Source organism: Paenibacillus sp. FSL R5-0517, assembly GCF_037974355.1.
Classification (GTDB): domain Bacteria; phylum Bacillota; class Bacilli; order Paenibacillales; family Paenibacillaceae; genus Paenibacillus.
In genome coordinates this window covers 2,574,244-2,591,847 of sequence record NZ_CP150235.1, presented here as the reverse complement: position 1 = coordinate 2,591,847, position 17,604 = coordinate 2,574,244, and the positions used below count along the sequence as shown (strand labels likewise).

The following is a 17,604-nucleotide window of genomic DNA, read 5'->3' as shown; positions in this document are numbered from 1 at the left end:
TCTCCTAACAGCCTATTTACAAAAAAATTCACTTCCTGCTGTTACTTTTATTCACCCTTTTCAGGAAACCACAGGCTCGGTTCCTCTTCTTCCCCGAAAGGAAGGATCAGTGAATCTCCATGCTACCGGCTCAGGCTGCATGGCCTGAACCAATGTAGCAGGGGAGCCATCAGGCGGTGCGGCATCCTGTACACGATATACGGCCGCCATTGCGGAAAGGGGATCGGATACTACAGCTACAGTTGCAGAATGTGCAGGCATGATTTCTCCTGTACGATTGTTCTGAAGAACATTCAGCATATTGACCGCATTACCATAGGCTGTGTTCACATGACTCAGCACGGAACGATACTCCATGTCTGCCTGCTGGAATAACAATGCTTTGCGTCCCAGCTGTACGCTTAAGTCCATTAATCGACGAAGCGCATCCTCGCCCAGTCGTTTACTGTGATTCCATTCACTCATCACCGCTGCGCGGGATTCAACCTCCCACTCCAGCGAATGAATCGCCTGATCCAACACTGTCATCTTTTGCTGTATTTGCTCCGCTGCATACTGAATCTGCTTGCTCAGTGCCCGAAGCACATCCGGTTCCACACGAATGCGCATTTACCATCACCTTTCCTCTTCCCCTGCAGGCTGTTTAAGCCAGTCCAGCAGCATCTCGTGAAACTGTTCTCTAGTCGTCAGTGCTGCAACTAGCCAATCATCTGAAGCCGCAGTGCTCATCCGGAACAACCAATTGGATACCGCACTTGCAGCAAATGCTGCAGACTGCGACTTCCACCCGTCTTCATTCCATACGAGCAAACGAAGCTCCCCATCTGACTCCTTACCCACCAGACAGCGTGCCAGCGCAAGCGAGCCCTCAGGATCACTTGTCTCCTGTGCGAGTTCATCTGCTACGGTCTGTACCCCGCTGTTCTCAAGCTCATTCATGACATCATAAAATTTTTTCTTGGAGCACATTAGTGCCGGTTTCTCCGCAGGAGAATGGCCGCTCCATTTCATCCGCTCTATCAGAACATCAATGGCTTCACGAACACTTCCCAGATCGCTAAGCCGGAACGAGTCCGGTACGTCGTCAACACGGGAAACTTCAACGACTCGCTCATCCGTGCAATGTATATAACTTTCATACGACTTGCCGTTGATCGTGTATCGAATCCAACAAGCTCTGTCGGACAATCCGGCAATGGCTACCCTGGAGAAAACGGTCGGTGTCATGATCAGCTCATCGGTATCCTGATCCCGAATCAGATATCCTTTGTCAAGCAGGGAGGTTTTCACACGCTCCCACTCCATCGCGATATCCTCCGCCATATAGCCGCGAAACGGATCTTCCACACCAAGCAGTCGGTCTGAACCGAGAATACCCGCCAGGAAAAAAAGTTCTTTTGTTTGCAACGTGACTACCTTTTGCTTAGAATCATGAACCGTCAACATTATGAGCCACCTCCCCTCAAACTACAACATGCCATCGGTCACGAATTTCAGAAATCCAATCGGTCATTTTCCAGCTGTCATCACATGGAACTGCACCTTTAACCCTGGAATATTTACGTTTTACATAATAACCTTGACCTGGAGGCAGTACCTTCAGCCCACCTGAACTACCTCCGGATTCCGAATAAGGTATACGGAAGAACGAGAGATCGTTAGGGTCTAAAGTCCCGAACAGCATTCCGCTCTGGGAAGCCTTCACATCCGTTACCCAATCCGAACCGAAGGTCGGGAAGTCTGCCGGAACCCCGGACAGAATCACGTGTACACCACGATCCCTTCCTTGACGAACAATCGCTCCCAATTGATCTTTTACATTAAAATCGTTTAGCTGTTTGGACAAGGTGTCCGCATCATCGATAACAAGCACAAGTTCCGGTCCACCGGAAATCTCGCCTCTTTTCAGAACTTCATCGTACAACTGTTGAATCACAGGTGCAAGCTGTTCTTCTCGCGATACATGTCCACGGACATGGGGCAAACTGCTGATTTCCCCCAGCCCACCTGCACCATAACGCATATCTACTGTGTATATTTGTACATCTTCCGGAGAAGCATGATAAGCCAGTGATAACATCCATGTCAACAAAAATGTCGTTTTTCCGCCTTCCATCGGACTCGTCACCATGAAATGTGGACCTTCACGCAGATTAAGCTGGAATGGTTCAAGATCATCTGTAAGCAATCCTACAGGGACAGTTACAGATGATGTATCCCATGCCTGGCCATATGATCCTATCTGAATGAGCAGATCCTTGAGTTTGATCTCTTCCGGAAGCGGAGCAATCTGAGGTGCTTCTTCCCCTGTCCAGCCTTGGCGAATCTCAGCGATCGTGCGGCGCAATGCCGATGAACGTTTGCCCTCATCTGCCCCGGAAGAAGGTAATGCCGCCTGGAACATCAACGGAGGCACTTGCCCTTTGACCAGACCTCTTCCTGGCGGAAGTTGGCTTGGTGCTTTGGAAGGTCTTCCCACGGCATAATAATAATCACTTGGATCAGATAACTCAAATGAAACCGCATTGGGAATATTGCTTCTGAATTTCTCAAATACATCTGTTACCCGATTCGCAGTAAGTACAAAGGTAATCCCCAGACTTCCGCCTTCACGCAGGATCGTCTCCAGAAGTTCATTTTCTTCCGGATAGGCATTGCGGAATGAAAGATAACCATCGATAACCACCACAACCTGCGGGACAGCCGCATGAGCTGTCCGTCGGTATGCCGAGATCGTTTTAACACCCGCCTCCGAGATGATATCTTTGCGTTGTGCTGACAGCTTGAGGATATAACGGAATAACCGTTTGATCCGGTCTTCCTCCTCCGCCATCATCACGCCACCGATCTGTGGTAGTCCTGCAAAGTCCTTCATCATGCGGCCCATATCGATAATGTAACCATGCCAAGGCTCAGTTCTGTGAGAACGGGCCAGAGACATAAGCAAGGTCTGAACAAATGTCGTTTTTCCCAGTCCCGGCATGCCGTAAACAACCAGATGGCCTTGATCCACAGGCAATGCGAGCGGTTGTTGGCGCTGATTGGGGAGATCATCCAGCAAACCAACCAGGGGTTTCAGACCGCTTGCCCCACCATCAAGCAGCAGATCCCGATTTTCTTCTTCCTGCCAGTCCTGAAGACCTTCCCATTCCAGTGTTTCTGGTAAAGGTGGCAACCATGGTCCTGGCAACCGACGGATGCCCGCATCCGCTGCAGACTGAGCAACATAATCAATAAATACTTGAAGCTGTTTCGGAACATCTTCACCTTTGAGAACGGCTCTGCGCTCTCCCGTTAACAGGGGCTCCCGCTTACCGTTTAGGCGTACTTCCATGACAGGCAGTACGGTCGTTGAATCCTCCTGTTGGTTATACGGTGCACCACTCCAGGCGAATTGCATTTCTTCAAATACTTCATCACTACCCACTTGAAAATATCCACGACCAGGCTTCGTAATCCAGGCAGCATTTGGAATCTTGATCATGTCCCTGCTATCTCCCTCACTCTGTACGCGAAGGCAGATCCGAAAGCGCGAATTACTCCATATTTTATCGTCCACAACTCCGGCTGGCTTCTGGGTTGCCAGAATTAGATGAACCCCAAGTGTTCGGCCAATGGCCGCGATACTAATCAGTTCATCCATGAACTCCGGCTGGTCCCGTTTCAATTGAGCAAACTCATCAATGATAATGACGAGATGCGGGAGCGGCTGCTCATGTCTGGAACGCAGAATTTTATAGTATTCATCAATGTGCTGGAGATTTCCCGCATCATTTAATATTTTTTGCCTTCTGACCAGTTCGGCACGAAGTGAGATATTCGCCCGCTCGATCAGATTTCCATCCAGATTGGTGATTGTCCCTACTACATGAGGTAGATCAACAAATGTATTGGACATACCGCCACCTTTGTAGTCAATCAGCATGAAGGCCAGATCATGCGGATGGAATTCAGCAGCCAGTGAAGCTACGATGGACTGGATGACTTCACTTTTACCTGAACCGGTTGTACCTGCAATCAGACCATGGGGACCATGACCCTGACGTTCAATTTTGTCATGCAGGTTTATCGCTATTTTTTTGCCGCCAGCTCGTACACCCATTGGTACGGGCAGCGTGTCCGGATATCTCGTCTGCCCCCATCTGGATACCACATCCAGATCTTCCACGCGTGATGTGCTCAGCATATCGAATAACGGAAGCACTTGCGGGATATCTGATGCAGATGACCGTTTTAACCGGATCGGTGACATATAACGGGAAAGCGCCTCTGCCATTTCCTTCGAGATCACATCAGGCTTGTACGTTTGTTGAATAACATCCGCATCTTCCGTTTTTTTGATATACACCCCTTTGCCTTTAGAGGCATCCATAATCAACTGACAATGCATTGGTAGAGACTCCTTGCGATTAGCCAGTATGATGGTGCATACATCGATGTCCTGAGCCGATTCCAGTAGCAATGGAAGCAACGGTTCCTCTTCAATTAATTGCGTATCGGAGAGAATCACAACGTAACACGGCGTTTGTATGCTTTTCTTGTAGCGGTCTTCCTTATTGTTGCGGCGCCGGTTCAACACGGAAAACAAGCTGTCCGCCAATTGATGCGCACCGCTGTGCCTGTCGGCCATATAGCGTTGTCCCTGGTCTTCATCCCAGATATGGGGCATCCAGCGAAGCCAATCCCATTCCTTGCTGTCCTTTTCTTCATAGAAAGCAGCAAGCTTCAGTTCATCCGGGGAGTGACGTACCGTCAGTTGTGAGATGATGACTCGCAGGGAAGCAAGCACTTCCTCCCGATCACCGACCAGTCCCATAACCTTCGATTGGAACAAAGGCAATGTAATGGAAGCATCCGGTACCGTCTGGAATTCACCCGCAAGTTCATGGGCGGCTTCAATTAGCTCATCCTTCTCATAACCATCAATCCGTGGAACCTGAAGTTTGATACGGAATGGAATCTCTCCTGTACCAATGCGCACCTGAAGGAAATCATCATCCTCTGGTGAACGCTCCCACAAGGAACTGTTCCGGTTTTTCACCACTTGAAGACACACACCCGGATCCCCATGAATTTCATACAGGCTCTTCACTTGCTCCGCCTGAGCTTCTTTCAGTTCTTCCCGGTGTTTGTCCAGTTGGGCAAGATACATTGTTTTTCGTTCTTCCAATTTTTTGCGATATGATTTCTTGTTGCTCAGATACACGAAGAATGGAATGGTGTAAGAAGTAAGCATCATCATGACCGTCATCATCTGAAACATCATATAATTGCTGTTGCCCATTTTGCCGGTCATATTGATATATACGTAGAAACCAATGCTGACCATGGTCATCATGATCGGCACAATAATGGATATCATGGAAAACGTGGGTTTGCTCGGTTCTGTTGGAGGCCTGAGTATTTCGAGTCCTTCTTCCTTGAGAACCGGTGTCATTCTTGGAGAACGCTGATATAACACATTCACGAAGAGAAGACCTCCTTTAGTTCGTTCAATAGAATGTATACGTTCAAAAGCCCTATTCGTTGCTGTCCTTTTGAAATAATGAACGTCTCCCATATACAGGCGCTTCTTCCGAAGTCGTTGAAAAAGCCCGCTGGACACGTACGCAACTGCCTTGCCGCAGCCCTGTTTCCATTAACTGCTGTGCGTTCTGCGGAGAGAACCACAGCCCCTCCGGAAACTTGGCTTCAAGGATGTACTGAATGCCGTCTCCCGGTGCCTGTCCGAAAATGCGAACGCCAAGTAATGTCTTCAAATGTTCAATGGTGCATTCATCCGGAACATCGATGTCGAACCATTCTCCTTCCTCGCGGCCGGAATACACGGTTAGAATCATCCGAATCCCTCCCATGGTCTCATATGTAAATTGTCCTAATGTCAGATTAAATCAAAAAAAAGAGAATGAATCGTTATATCAACCCTATTTTCTTACATAAACACCCTGTTTGCAATGTGCCACCTGTAATTTTGTTACATATGACCCACGTATATATTAAAATATCGTACATTTGACTCAGAACTTTCGTGGCAGTTATGCTTTTGAATATTGCGAGGATACGAAAATTTTCATTTTCTATTCCATTTAAATGGTAATTAGGTTTTGTTTTTCGGGACTTTTATTCCTTCGCTCACAATTGAATTGTGAACACTTTTCAAACATTACCCACCTTTATGTTTTCATAAGCTGATTTTAAGGTAATTTTAAGCATTGGAATTTAATATTACCTGTATGAAATAACAACCGTGAGGTGATTTCAAGTGAGAACCCTAATAACCTTTCAAAACAAATCAATCCCTGTATACTTTAATCAAGAAAACAAACAGCCTATGCAGAAGACATTAAGATTGCTTAGCAGTGCTCTTGAGCATAAAATTAGCAACGGTAAACGTGCCATTCAAAAATGTCTGCATTCTTTAATTAGTATTGAGATTGTTAATGGAGAAGCGATTCTCCACAGTCGAAGTGAAAACGACTCCCTTGCTTTATCATTATATTAAAAGGAGTCTACCAAGCCACATTTATGACAAGACATGAAAAAGGAAGCTGTCGTTATAGACAAGCTTCCTTTTTGAGGTGTATACACGTTAACAGCGGATTGCAGTTATGATCAGCCATCACTCAGTGCACTTTGCTAAGGACATAGGCGGCATCATGCTCTTCCGCAATCTCGGCTTTACGAATACGAATGACAAACAGCCGAACCAAATTGGCACGTGTATGTTCTTCCTGACAGGTATTCAGTTTCCTCAGAATAAAGCGGTCAATGGACATGAATTTAAAGCCCCTTTGCCATTGGATTTACGGATCGATTCTTCCGTGTATCCATAAATAACCAGATAGCGTCAGAGCCAAACAGCTTTTCCACTCTTATATTAAGTCGTATTTTGCTGTGGTGTAAAATTGTGCAAAAGGCCCGTCCCACCAAGCTGGGACGGGCTTTCGCATGATTTGTCGATCTTTTTGCAACTCACTCTAATCGTTCATAAACGACCCTGCTAGTTCATCCTTTTTCGACTTATTTCACTCCTGGATATTCCCGATATTGGTGCTGAATGCTGATCCAACGAGTACGTGTAAACTTCTCAATTGCCCAATCACCACCGAAACGTCCAATCCCTGAAGCCTTTTCACCGCCAAACATCACATGCGCTTCATCGTTCACGGACTGATCATTTACATGCACCATACCAGATTCAATGCGCTGAGCAACCAGATATCCTCGATTCAGATCTTTGGTGAATACGGAACCACTAAGTCCATAAGGAGTATCATTCGCCAAACGCACAGCTTCATGCTCATCATGAGCCTTCATGATCACTGCCACCGGACCAAACAATTCCTGCTGCACAATATCTTGTTCAGGTTTAACATCAGCAAGTACAGTAGGAGACAGCACACTGCCTTTGTTGGTCCCACCAAGCAATAGACGTGCGCCTTCGTCCTTGGCTTTGTTCACAAGATCCTGCAATCGTGTTACCTCTTTTTCCCGAATGAGAGGACCTACGAGTGTTTTGGCATTAGCCGGGTCACCTGCCTGCACATTCTTCGTTTTGGTAACAAATGAATCAACGAATCTGTCGTAAATATCAGCATGCACAATGATACGATTCAGAGCCATGCAGATCTGTCCCTGATGCAGAAACTTGCCAAAGACTGCGGCTTCGGCAGCACGTTCAATGTCCGCATCTTCCAGCACAACCATGGCGTTGTTGCCGCCTAGCTCCAGTGCCGTTTCTTTTAAATGTTCACCCGCCAGTTTACCGATTCCCTGCCCAACTTCTGTGGAACCCGTGAATGAAATTACTTTGGGAATCGGATGAGCCACAAAGTAATCCCCGATCTCACTGCCACTTCCGGCAACGACATTTAGCACGCCCCCAGGCAGACCGGCTTGTTCGAACAAATCAGCAATGAGCCAACCTGCCGTAATCGGAGTGTCTGATGCCGGTTTAATCACCACCCCATTGCCGAGAGCAATCGCCGGAGCTACGGATCGAAGACATAGATGCAAAGGGAAATTCCACGGCCCGATCACACCGACCACACCCTTCGGCTCCCGAATTACACGGTTCTCTTTACCAGGAGTATTGGACGGAATAATCTCACCCTTCATACGATAAGGAAAAGATGCTGACTCATCCACAATGCGTTTAGCCGCTGCAAACTCCGCCTCCGATTTGATTCGGGTACTCCCGGATTCTGTGATCAACAGTTGAATGATCTCCTCTTTTCGCTCTGCCATCAGAGATGAAACTTTCCGTAGTACCTCTTCTTTCACAGCAGGTAATGACTTCGCCCACTCAATCGAATTTTTATGAGCAGACTCATACGCCTTATCTATATCTTCTTTATTGGAAGAGCGCCATGTGGCAATAACTTCTCCCGTATAAGGGTTGATATTCTCCATTGTTTTCTCACCGGAGCCATCTACCCATCTGCCATTAATATATTGTTTCGTCCATGTTGTATGTTCGGTTTCCATTAAAGTCATATGAATACGCCTCCTGATCAAAATTGAATGTCACACCTGCACAACGGTGTAATACATCATTAACCTTGTTCAGAATTACGCAAACGTGCAGACCTGAATTAGCTATTCCATTCTTTAAGTTTAAGGAAACAATACAACCCGAGTATTCTGTCCCCATCTGTACCTCTTTCCTCAATCGGGCAGGCCCTTCTCTCCAAAGAGGCTCAATTCTTCCCACCCGTAGCCAACCTCAATCAGATCTTGACCACCAATACGGATAGACTGTGTATGGACGGGAGTGCCTCCCATCTTCTCATAGAAGCGACAAGCTGAATTACGTTCCAAAGCCCATATGATCAAACGTTTCATATTGAAGGTCTGCAGATGATTAACGACATGTGTTGCCAGTTGCCCACCTATCCCCAGTTGTTGCACTTCCTTCAGCAAATATATAGCGTACAACTCTCCATCATAAGGTAATTTGCCTTCACGCTCCTTACCCCCACAAGCAAATCCGACAATGTTCCCATGATCCTGTTCAGCTACCACTAAGATCTGATCTTTTTCGCCAGAACGAATGGTCCTCTCCCACTGCGACAATCTTGATTCTATAGTCAAATGATCCAAAAAATCGTCGGGCACAATTCCTCGATACGTTGTTTTCCAACTCTCTGTATGTACATGGGCTATTCCTTGCGCATCCCCTTCGCGCGCCGGCCGGATTAACATCACTATCACTCGCTTTCTCTCGTAACTTCCATAGTTTTACCATATTATATGTTCATCTTTCTATAATTCCAAATTCATCCACTCCAGTTCTGGTTGTAAGAACTTATTTGGTAACTGGCTATCTTAACCTTATAATACGTGTTTAAAAAGTCTGGTTTTAAGTACAAGAATATGGAATAAAGCTAAAAATGGAGTAGCGGAGCGTAGATAGAGCTACGTGAGCAACCACAATGTTTCCTCAGGAAACATACTTCGAAAGCCACCCGCTTATTTCGGTTGAGTTTCATATTCGATGCTGATCATGCCGCTAGGTATGATTCGTAATCAAAAGCGGACTTTTTGAACTACCTCCCATAAAGTGAAATCCGGCCCTAGGGCCGGATCGTTACTCTAGTGCCTACAGAAACCTTGGACGACAGATCCAGTACATCCGAGTTGTACATGCGTATACAACCATGGGAGACGGATTTGCCAATAGACCAAGGCTCATTGGTTCCGTGTATCCCATAATGGGGAGCAGACAGCCCCATCCACAACACGCCAAATGGTCCACCTGGATTGGATTGCTTGTTAATAATCGTGAACTCCCCGTTTGGCGTCTGCGTGAGCATCTTGCCTGTGGCTACGGGATAGCCCTTAATCACCTGATTGCCATCAAGAAGATATAACATGTGGTCAGACAGATCTACAATAATCCTGTAATCTGGCATAATGACATCCCTCCTGACCTATCTTATGCAAGGTAACAGATGATGCCCGCCTGATTTCAGACTTCCTCCCACTCTTTCACACTGCGGGAGTGCTTGGGTTTGCGACTAGTGGCCGGTTTGCTGGAAGCGGTACGCTTTCTGGATGCCACTTCTTCCTTGCGTTGCTGATATTGCAATTCCTTCTGCATTTTCAGATAATTATTCAGTCTTTTTTCATCTAATGAACCATCCTGTATGGCCTCTTTCACTGCACATCCTGCTTCCCGTGTATGACTGCAGTCCAGGAATCTGCACGTTGCCGCAAGTTCTTCAATTTCTCCAAACGCATGCGACAGCCCATCATTCCCCTCATCCCATAGGTTAAGCTCACGCATTCCTGGAGTATCGATCAATACGGCTCCCTGTGGAAGTACAAACATCTCCCGGTGTGTTGTGGTATGTCTCCCTCGGCTGTCGCCCTCACGAACAGACTGTGTAAGTTGCACATCCTCACCCATCATCCAGTTCACCAGCGTAGACTTGCCACTGCCCGAAGATCCTGTGAGCGCAACAGTCAACCCTGGCTGCAAATATCGTTCCAGTAAAGATTTGCCTTGGTCCTCCACTGCAGATATCGCAAGCACTTCAACACCTGGAGCGATTCCTTCTACATTTCGGATCTGTTCTTCCACATTGTTGCACAGATCACTTTTGCTCAAGACAATGACTGGCCTTACGCCACCATTCCAAGCCATCATCACGTATCTTTCGAGTCGTCTAAGGTTGAAATCATGATTAAGTGCAGCCACGATTAACAGTGTATCCACGTTTGCAGCGATTAATTGTTCTTTGGTCACTGGACCTGCCGCCTGTCTCGATACCCTGCTCTGACGTGGCACCAGATGATGAATAATTGCTTCTTCACCTGCCTGGCCTGTAATCGCCACCCAATCTCCAACCGCTGGTACCAAACTCGTTTCCAGACTATCATGACGCATTCGGCCCGAAATTCTCCCCCAGCGTTCGCCCTCTTCTGTAATCAAACGTTGCAGGTGTCCATGATCTGCGATAATTCTGGCTGGCTTTCTATCCTGCTCTTCCATTCCTGTCACTTGCCACAGTTCCTGCCACTTTGCAGACCAGCCGTACTTTTCAATATGGTTATCTAAAATATAAATTCCTCCCAAAATAAGTTTGTTTGCTTTTGTTCAAGACCAGTGAACAATTATCTCCGGTTCAGATCAAAACAAAAAACCACGAGTAGAAATACACCCGCGGCAATAAGTAGTTAGACGAATTAAAGATCATCCCTTCTCGTAGATATACCGGATATCCTACTTAACCATCCGCTATATTCAATTCAGGAACCCCCTTTTATCGGCAAATCAAAAAGCCACGGGTGCGTCACCCGTGGCTTCATCTGAGCATGACATACTTTACGTTACAATGGATACTGCTATCCAACTAACGCAAAATTACATGCTTTGATCCGTTCCGGAGACGCTGTTCATATTCAAATTAACGTATACTGCATTTAACTTTGTCATAAACAATCGCCTCCCTTGTAGAATTATCCATTATGTTACACACTGGGCTTTGCATTTGTCAAGCCCAAACTTTTTTTCCAGCCTACTCTATTTGACCTGATCCCAGCGCGTCCACATTTCCTTCGGATTCAGTTCATAGATCCCTTCTTCCCGATACATGAACTGATGCATGATAAATTCCCGCCGAATGGTAGCGAAATCTTCATGATACTTCTGTATAAATGTATTCATTTCTTTCTCGGTATACTTCCGACCGAACTCAAGCTGCTCGACCAGATGACCAAGTACAATCAGCTTTTTCTTGTATTGAGCGGGAATCTGCCGCAGTCGTCCATCTTTGGAGAAAAAATTTCTCATGACCGACGCTTTCAGTGTTTCGTTCACATCACTCATATCCGTAACCTCCTCTCGCTTAAAGATAAAGTCAACCGAAGCCTGCGCATTCTCGCGGATAAACGAAGGATTCAGTGTGAAGTACACTGTATTTTTCTCCCGTCGTTCCTTAATCAGCGCCGCCTCTCTCAGCTTGGATGCATGATGTGTCACGGTGGGCTGTGACAGATTCAGCCGCTCGGCAAGTGCCTGTCCGTGCAGTTCACCCTGTGCCAACAACAGCAGCATGCGAAGCCGGGTCGGGTCAGCCAACGCTTTATGATAAGCCACAATTTTCTCCAGCTGCATCATCGTTCATCTCGCTTTCATTTAGATAAATATCTAATTTGATATTAGTCTTTTCCTCTCTCTACGTCAACTCCTTTGGATTCAAGTAAGCTTGTCTGGGTTTAACTCTTTCTTGAACTGGCATTAGCTCGCTTTTTACGGTAGGATTATATTGCTTGAAATAAGGAGGATTAAGAACATGGAAGATGTCATTATTATCGGCGGAGGCCCATGCGGCCTATCTGCTGCCATTGAATGTGAACGGCTGGGACTGTCCGCTGTGATCGTTGAGAAATACAATATCGTTCAATCTATTTATCTGTATCCAACCCATATGCAGTTTTTCAGCACAGCACCGCTGCTTGAGATCGGAAACGTTCCGTTCAGCACACCTAATGATAAGCCGTTTCGTTATGAAGCACTTGCCTATTATCGCAGGGTAGCCGAACATTTTGGTCTGCGTGTTCATAACTATGAAGAAGCCCGTGAAATCAAACGCAAGGATGATGGTACGTTTGAGGTACATACGCTCAATCGCCGCGGGGAAGCCATCGTTCATGTTGGACGCAATGTCGTTGTAGCTACCGGTTATTTTGACCATCCTAACTATCTGGGCATCCCTGGAGAAGATAAAGATAAGGTAACCCACTACTTCCGGGAAGCCCACCCTTATACCCGTACACGTGTCGCCATTATTGGCGGAAGCAACTCAGCCGTGGACGCGGCCATGGAACTGGTTCGGGTCGGAGCACATATTGATATGGTGTATCGCGGCAGTGGTTTGTCCCAGCATATTAAACCATGGGTACGCCCGCTATTCGAGAGCATGGTGACAAAAGGTCATATCACACTGCACCTGGAATCACGCGTGAATGAAATACTCGATGATTCAATTCGTCTGATACACACGGATGGTTCCACTCGGGAACTGGATAATGACTTCGTACTGGCAATGACCGGTTTCCGTCCAGATCGTCAACTACTCACGTCGGTAGGTGTGGAGATGTCTGATGATATGGATAAACCTCTATATGATGAACAAACGATGGAAAGCAGCGTACCTGGTGTATATGTGGGCGGAGTCATCGCTTCGGGGCGTAATGCCAATGAAGTCTTTATTGAATCCGGGCGCTGGCATGGACGGTACATTGCGGAACATATCGTTAGCAAACAACGTGGACAGACTGAAGGGAAATGAAAACCATGGATATGACTTCCCTGCTGCTACTTGTTTTTGCGGCTCTCGGGATTATCAGCAGCAACACACCTGTGACCGTAGCGATGGTATTTCTGTTGTTGCTACGAGTCCTGAACCTGAATCAGGCATTTCCATGGCTTGAAAAATACGGACTTACACTGGGCATCATCATTCTGACCATTGGCGTGATGGCACCTCTTGCCAGTGGCAAGATGAGTCTGCAGACGATCGGTGAGTCTTTCCTGCACTGGAAATCACTGCTCGCCATTGGTGTAGGATTACTGGTGGCATATCTCGGAGGACGTGGCGCTACGCTGATGAGTACACAGCCAACTGTCGTTGCAGGGCTGTTAATCGGAACGGTACTTGGGGTTGCCCTATTCAAGGGTGTACCTGTGGGTCCATTGATTGCTGCAGGAATACTGTCACTGCTACTGGGCAAATCCTGATTCGGTTGTGATCGTTGTGACCTGACATGCTCTGCAGATTGGCTGTATTTCCCACCGTTGTGTGATATACTTCTATTCATGCAAATTATGTACACGAGTCTACAGCAGAATAATCCATATTATGGTTATGCTGTTGCATAAGATATAGATTCACTTTGCAACTATTAATGGCCCAGGAGGAATAAGGAACCATGTCACGTCAGTTTATTACAGAAGCCGTGATGGTGGCTATTTACGGTCAATTGCTAGCGCCGCCCGCGCCTGTTGAATATATTTTTCCTTATACCACCATCCTTGAGCTATATGAATTCCAGACCAGTCCTGATCCCATGATGGATAACCCGGCAGATGATCAGCATGTAAAATCCAAAATCAATGAAATGATTTCTTATTTCGAGGAACCACTGAATAAGAAAAAAATAGAGCGTGCGTTACTTGTTCCATGGGCCAAAAGCCCCTCCATTTTATTTGGTGACCAAGTATCCATTGCCATTATCAATGCAATAGATACGGCACAGTACGGGGAGTATTTCGATCCCATTGAGACAGAATTGCTGCTGACATCTCAGCGCCTGAGTATCCCGATTCTCACCGATCAGGTTGAATTGATCACACGCATCATTGAGTCTGAATCACCTGTACAGGTATTCGATATCGATGATTTTGATTTTGCGATGGATGATGAATCACTGGATCAGGTGTAATTCATGATTAGAGCACGTGAATCCGATTTTCAAAAAAATGACCTTGTCACCCATTTTACGTGGATGCCAAGGTCATTTTTGCGTCAACTTATTTTATTCTACATTATCCCGAGCTAACAGAATTCGGCTAATTTCATTCAGAGGTGGTAACGACTCCTGTGCGTAAAACTTAAGACCCGCATCACTATTGACACGTGACTCCACAAGATCATCCTGAATGATCACTGTCCGGAACAGGGCAATGACATAATACTCTTCATCTCCGCTCGAATGCAGAGACCGAAGATCAGGCCCTGAATACAGACCTTCCAGTGTCATGGTATCAACGGTCCAACCTGTCTCTTCCCATAACTCCCGATGCGCAGCATCTTCTATGGCTTCCCCAGGGCGCATCTCACCAGCTGGCAACCGCCATTGACCGTGTTCCGCATGCTGAATCAGCAGTAATTCACCTTGTTCGTTCTCAGCCCGCACCGCCGCTTTTACAACAATATGAGAGCGTTTTGCGATATACTGGGCCAAATCTCGTGCTGGCAGATTCACTGCTTATCCCCTCCTCCTATTCGGAAGCCGGTGGCGACCTGTGATTCATTTATTGCCTAGCAGAATACTTCAAGGATTAGATATTTCAGTGTAACGATATTCGATATCCTGACCTTCATCAACGATATCCACATGCAGTTGGTGCCCTTTCAGATACCAATAATCGTGATCTTCCATAAAGAATTGAATTCCCGATACTTCGGTTTGATCAGCAGGATGTCTTGGTTTTTCCACAGCAATACCTAGCGAAAATCCAGGGTGAAGACCTCCGCCTGAGCTATAACGGGCAAAAAATCGAATGCTGTCTCCCTCGCTCAAATTCAGTTCTTCCTTGTACCAGCGAGCAGCTTGATCGGATACATGTATGGTACTCATTTGGTGTCAGCTCCTTCTGTATATATATGTTCCATCATATCTCTACAGGGACTTGAATACAAACCCGAGTGCTCCTATAAAGACAAAATAAATTGTGAAAAATGTTTGACAGATTGTAAAAGCCGGTGTTAAGATGCAAACATACGAGGTCTACATTGTATTTATTTCCAAAAAAGAAAGGGTGATTACGGTGTTTAACAAACATATGATTGTTCAATTCAACACACAATTAAATACCGGAGCACACCCGAAATCATTATTCCGTTCATAAGTCGGCATTACAGGCGGTCTTTCATTAGAACCTCTGTGATGTTTACTCACAATCGAACTTATATATGGTGGCGGCTCTGTTCTCTGAGCCATGCTGCCGTATGATGATATGAAGACATACCGCCTGCGTGCGGTATGTCTTTTTTTGTGGGTACATTTCGGCATACATGAACGGAATCTGCATTTTTCGGACATCGAAAGGAAGGGATAACACTTGTTCTCTGTACTTAAAAACCTGGCCTGGTTCTTCCGGCTGGAACGCAAACGATACCTAACCGGTGTCATCTTGCTTATTCTGGTGGGCATTGCCGAACTGCTGCCTCCTCGTCTTCTTGGCAATGCCATCGACGAGATTGTGCGCGGTTCCATTACCGGCACCTCACTTACGCGTTATATCTTGCTTATTCTAGGAACGGTCATCATTATCTATCTGGTTACATACGTTTGGATGCACAAACTGTTTGGTGGTGCCAATCTGGTGGAACGGCTTCTTCGTTCGCGCTTTATGGACCACTTGCTGCGGATGACTCCTCCCTTTTTTGAGAAAAACAGAACTGGCGATCTGATGGCTCGGGCCACCAATGATCTTCGTTCCATTGCCACTACAGCAGGCTTCGGCATGCTGACTTTAACAGACTCTACAGCCTTTCTGGCCACCGTACTGTTCGCTATGGGTTTTCTGGTTAGTTGGAAACTGACCCTGGCGGCAATCCTGCCATTACCTTTTATCGCCATTGCCATGATGATCTATGGTAAAGCTGTACATCAACGTTACACCCTCGCACAGGATGCATTCGGAGATATGAATGACCAGGTGCTGGAATCCATTGCCGGTATCCGTGTCGTGCGTGCCTATGTGCAGGAACGTCTGGACGAAAAACGGTTCGCCGATGTGACCGAAGATGTGTATCGCAAAAACCTCGCTGTTGCCAGAATGGATGCCCTATTCGAACCCACCATCCGGCTCTTCGTTGGACTCAGTTATGTGATTGCACTGGCCTACGGCATATATCTTGTATTCCATAATGAAATTACTCTGGGTGATCTCGTATCATTCAATATGTACCTGGGGATGATGATCTGGCCTATGTTCGCCATCGGCGAATTGATTAACCTGATGCAGCGCGGTAGCGCTTCACTTGATCGGGTCAACGAGACATTATCGGTAGAACCTGCTGTACAGGATGTGGAGCAACCTGCTCACGTTACGAATCCGGAAGAAATTGCGATGCAAGATGTTACATTCCGTTATCCTAGCTCCACTGTCGACAATCTCAGTCATATCAGCTTTTCGCTGCGAAGGGGTCAAACCTTGGGTGTTGTGGGTCGTACGGGTAGCGGTAAGTCTACTTTGCTCAAACAACTGCTTCATGAATACCCTGCTGGTTCGGGTACATTAAGCATCTCGGGTCATCCGATTCAGGATATCGCCAAAGATGACTTGCATAGCTGGATCGGCTATGTACCACAGGAACAAGTGCTGTTCTCCAAGTCCGTTCGTCAGAACATTCAATTTGGTAAACCTGGGGCCAGTGATGAAGTCATCATGGAAGCCATCCGTACCGCCGCTTTTGACGGGGATCTGGGAACCTTATCGGATGGACTGGATACACTCGTTGGTGAAAAAGGAATCTCTCTGTCCGGTGGACAGAAACAGCGGGTATCGCTGGCACGTGCCTTTATTGCTAATCCTGATATTCTGATCCTTGATGATGCTTTATCTGCTGTCGATGCACGTACTGAAGCTAAAATCATTGAAAATATACGCAACAAACGCTCGGGCAAAACCACGCTGATCTCGACTCATCGCCTGTCTGCTATTGAACATGCTGACCGAATCATCGTACTGGAGCACGGGAAAATTACGGAAGAAGGCACTCACCAGGAACTGTTAGCCATGAACGGCTGGTACCGTGAACAGTATGAACGGCAACAGGTCGAGTCCAATCTGTCCACGTAGGAGGT

General features: G+C 46.6%; 17 protein-coding genes. 5 read left to right on the top strand and 12 right to left on the bottom strand.

Translation table 11 applies throughout. From position 1 onward, the window contains the following. Positions 1-60: 60 nt before the first annotated feature. The 4 genes from MKX40_RS11755 to MKX40_RS11740 are packed head-to-tail and all read right to left on the bottom strand — an operon-like array spanning position 61 to position 5,840. Positions 61-609 (bottom strand): WXG100 family type VII secretion target, encoded by a 549-nt coding sequence (locus MKX40_RS11755; protein WP_339241716.1) that lies wholly within the window; start codon positions 607-609, stop codon positions 61-63. 6 nt (positions 610-615) lie between these two features. Then, positions 616-1,446, bottom strand: coding sequence for a hypothetical protein (locus MKX40_RS11750; RefSeq protein WP_339241715.1), 831 nt, complete (start codon positions 1,444-1,446; stop codon positions 616-618). Between the two features lie 16 nt (positions 1,447-1,462). After that, the gene (gene essC, locus MKX40_RS11745) at positions 1,463-5,467 is read right to left on the bottom strand and encodes a type VII secretion protein EssC (protein WP_339241713.1); all 4,005 of its coding nucleotides are present in this window, start codon (positions 5,465-5,467) and stop codon (positions 1,463-1,465) included. A gap of 52 nt (positions 5,468-5,519) precedes the next feature. Then, positions 5,520-5,840 carry a hypothetical protein gene (locus MKX40_RS11740; RefSeq protein ID WP_339241711.1) on the bottom strand — a complete coding sequence of 107 codons (321 nt, stop codon included), beginning with the start codon at positions 5,838-5,840 and terminating at the stop codon, positions 5,520-5,522. A 422-nt stretch (positions 5,841-6,262) separates the two neighbouring features. On the opposite strand from MKX40_RS11740, the gene MKX40_RS11735 reads away from it, so the two are divergent. After that, positions 6,263-6,502 (top strand): hypothetical protein, encoded by a 240-nt coding sequence (locus tag MKX40_RS11735; protein WP_074094612.1) that lies wholly within the window; start codon positions 6,263-6,265, stop codon positions 6,500-6,502. 121 nt (positions 6,503-6,623) lie between these two features. Here the strand turns inward: MKX40_RS11735 and MKX40_RS11730 are convergent, their stop codons facing one another. The 6 genes from MKX40_RS11730 to MKX40_RS11705 form a co-directional block, all read right to left on the bottom strand. Next, complete coding sequence (locus MKX40_RS11730; protein WP_339241709.1) at positions 6,624-6,776, bottom strand: hypothetical protein; 153 nt, start codon at positions 6,774-6,776, stop codon at positions 6,624-6,626. Positions 6,777-7,020: 244 nt separating this feature from the next. Continuing rightward, positions 7,021-8,496, bottom strand: a complete 1,476-nt coding sequence (locus MKX40_RS11725; protein WP_339241707.1) for an aldehyde dehydrogenase family protein — start codon at positions 8,494-8,496, stop codon at positions 7,021-7,023. 171 nt (positions 8,497-8,667) lie between these two features. Continuing rightward, positions 8,668-9,204 carry a GNAT family N-acetyltransferase gene (locus MKX40_RS11720; RefSeq protein WP_339241705.1) on the bottom strand — a complete coding sequence of 179 codons (537 nt, stop codon included), beginning with the start codon at positions 9,202-9,204 and terminating at the stop codon, positions 8,668-8,670. A 371-nt stretch (positions 9,205-9,575) separates the two neighbouring features. Beyond that, on the bottom strand, positions 9,576-9,914 hold the full coding sequence (locus MKX40_RS11715) for a L,D-transpeptidase (protein ID WP_076318547.1): 339 nt from the start codon (positions 9,912-9,914) through the stop codon (positions 9,576-9,578). Between the two features lie 56 nt (positions 9,915-9,970). Then, entirely contained in the window at positions 9,971-10,996 is a 1,026-nt protein-coding gene (gene rsgA / locus MKX40_RS11710; protein ID WP_339243027.1) for a ribosome small subunit-dependent GTPase A, read from the bottom strand. Positions 10,997-11,527: 531 nt separating this feature from the next. Continuing rightward, complete coding sequence (locus MKX40_RS11705) at positions 11,528-12,121, bottom strand: metalloregulator ArsR/SmtB family transcription factor (RefSeq protein WP_339243025.1); 594 nt, start codon at positions 12,119-12,121, stop codon at positions 11,528-11,530. Between the two features lie 178 nt (positions 12,122-12,299). Between MKX40_RS11705 and MKX40_RS11700 the strand changes: the two genes are divergently transcribed. The 3 genes from MKX40_RS11700 (at position 12,300) to MKX40_RS11690 (ending at position 14,451) form a co-directional block, all read left to right on the top strand. Continuing rightward, positions 12,300-13,298, top strand: a complete 999-nt coding sequence (locus tag MKX40_RS11700) for a YpdA family putative bacillithiol disulfide reductase (RefSeq protein ID WP_339241703.1) — start codon at positions 12,300-12,302, stop codon at positions 13,296-13,298. A gap of 5 nt (positions 13,299-13,303) precedes the next feature. Beyond that, the gene (locus MKX40_RS11695; protein WP_339241702.1) at positions 13,304-13,747 is read left to right on the top strand and encodes a DUF441 domain-containing protein; all 444 of its coding nucleotides are present in this window, start codon (positions 13,304-13,306) and stop codon (positions 13,745-13,747) included. 191 nt (positions 13,748-13,938) lie between these two features. Beyond that, positions 13,939-14,451, top strand: a complete 513-nt coding sequence (locus MKX40_RS11690) for an ADP-heptose synthase (RefSeq protein WP_339241700.1) — start codon at positions 13,939-13,941, stop codon at positions 14,449-14,451. Between the two features lie 93 nt (positions 14,452-14,544). Here MKX40_RS11690 and MKX40_RS11685 read toward each other — a convergent pair whose 3' ends face one another. Beyond that, positions 14,545-14,994 carry an NUDIX domain-containing protein gene (locus MKX40_RS11685; RefSeq protein WP_339241699.1) on the bottom strand — a complete coding sequence of 150 codons (450 nt, stop codon included), beginning with the start codon at positions 14,992-14,994 and terminating at the stop codon, positions 14,545-14,547. Between the two features lie 69 nt (positions 14,995-15,063). Then, on the bottom strand, positions 15,064-15,369 hold the full coding sequence (locus MKX40_RS11680) for a HesB/YadR/YfhF family protein (protein ID WP_339241697.1): 306 nt from the start codon (positions 15,367-15,369) through the stop codon (positions 15,064-15,066). Positions 15,370-15,853: 484 nt separating this feature from the next. Here MKX40_RS11680 and MKX40_RS11675 point away from each other — a divergent pair, with 484 nt between their 5' ends. Next, positions 15,854-17,599, top strand: a complete 1,746-nt coding sequence (locus MKX40_RS11675; protein ID WP_091031779.1) for an ABC transporter transmembrane domain-containing protein — start codon at positions 15,854-15,856, stop codon at positions 17,597-17,599. Positions 17,600-17,604: the final 5 nt, after the last annotated feature.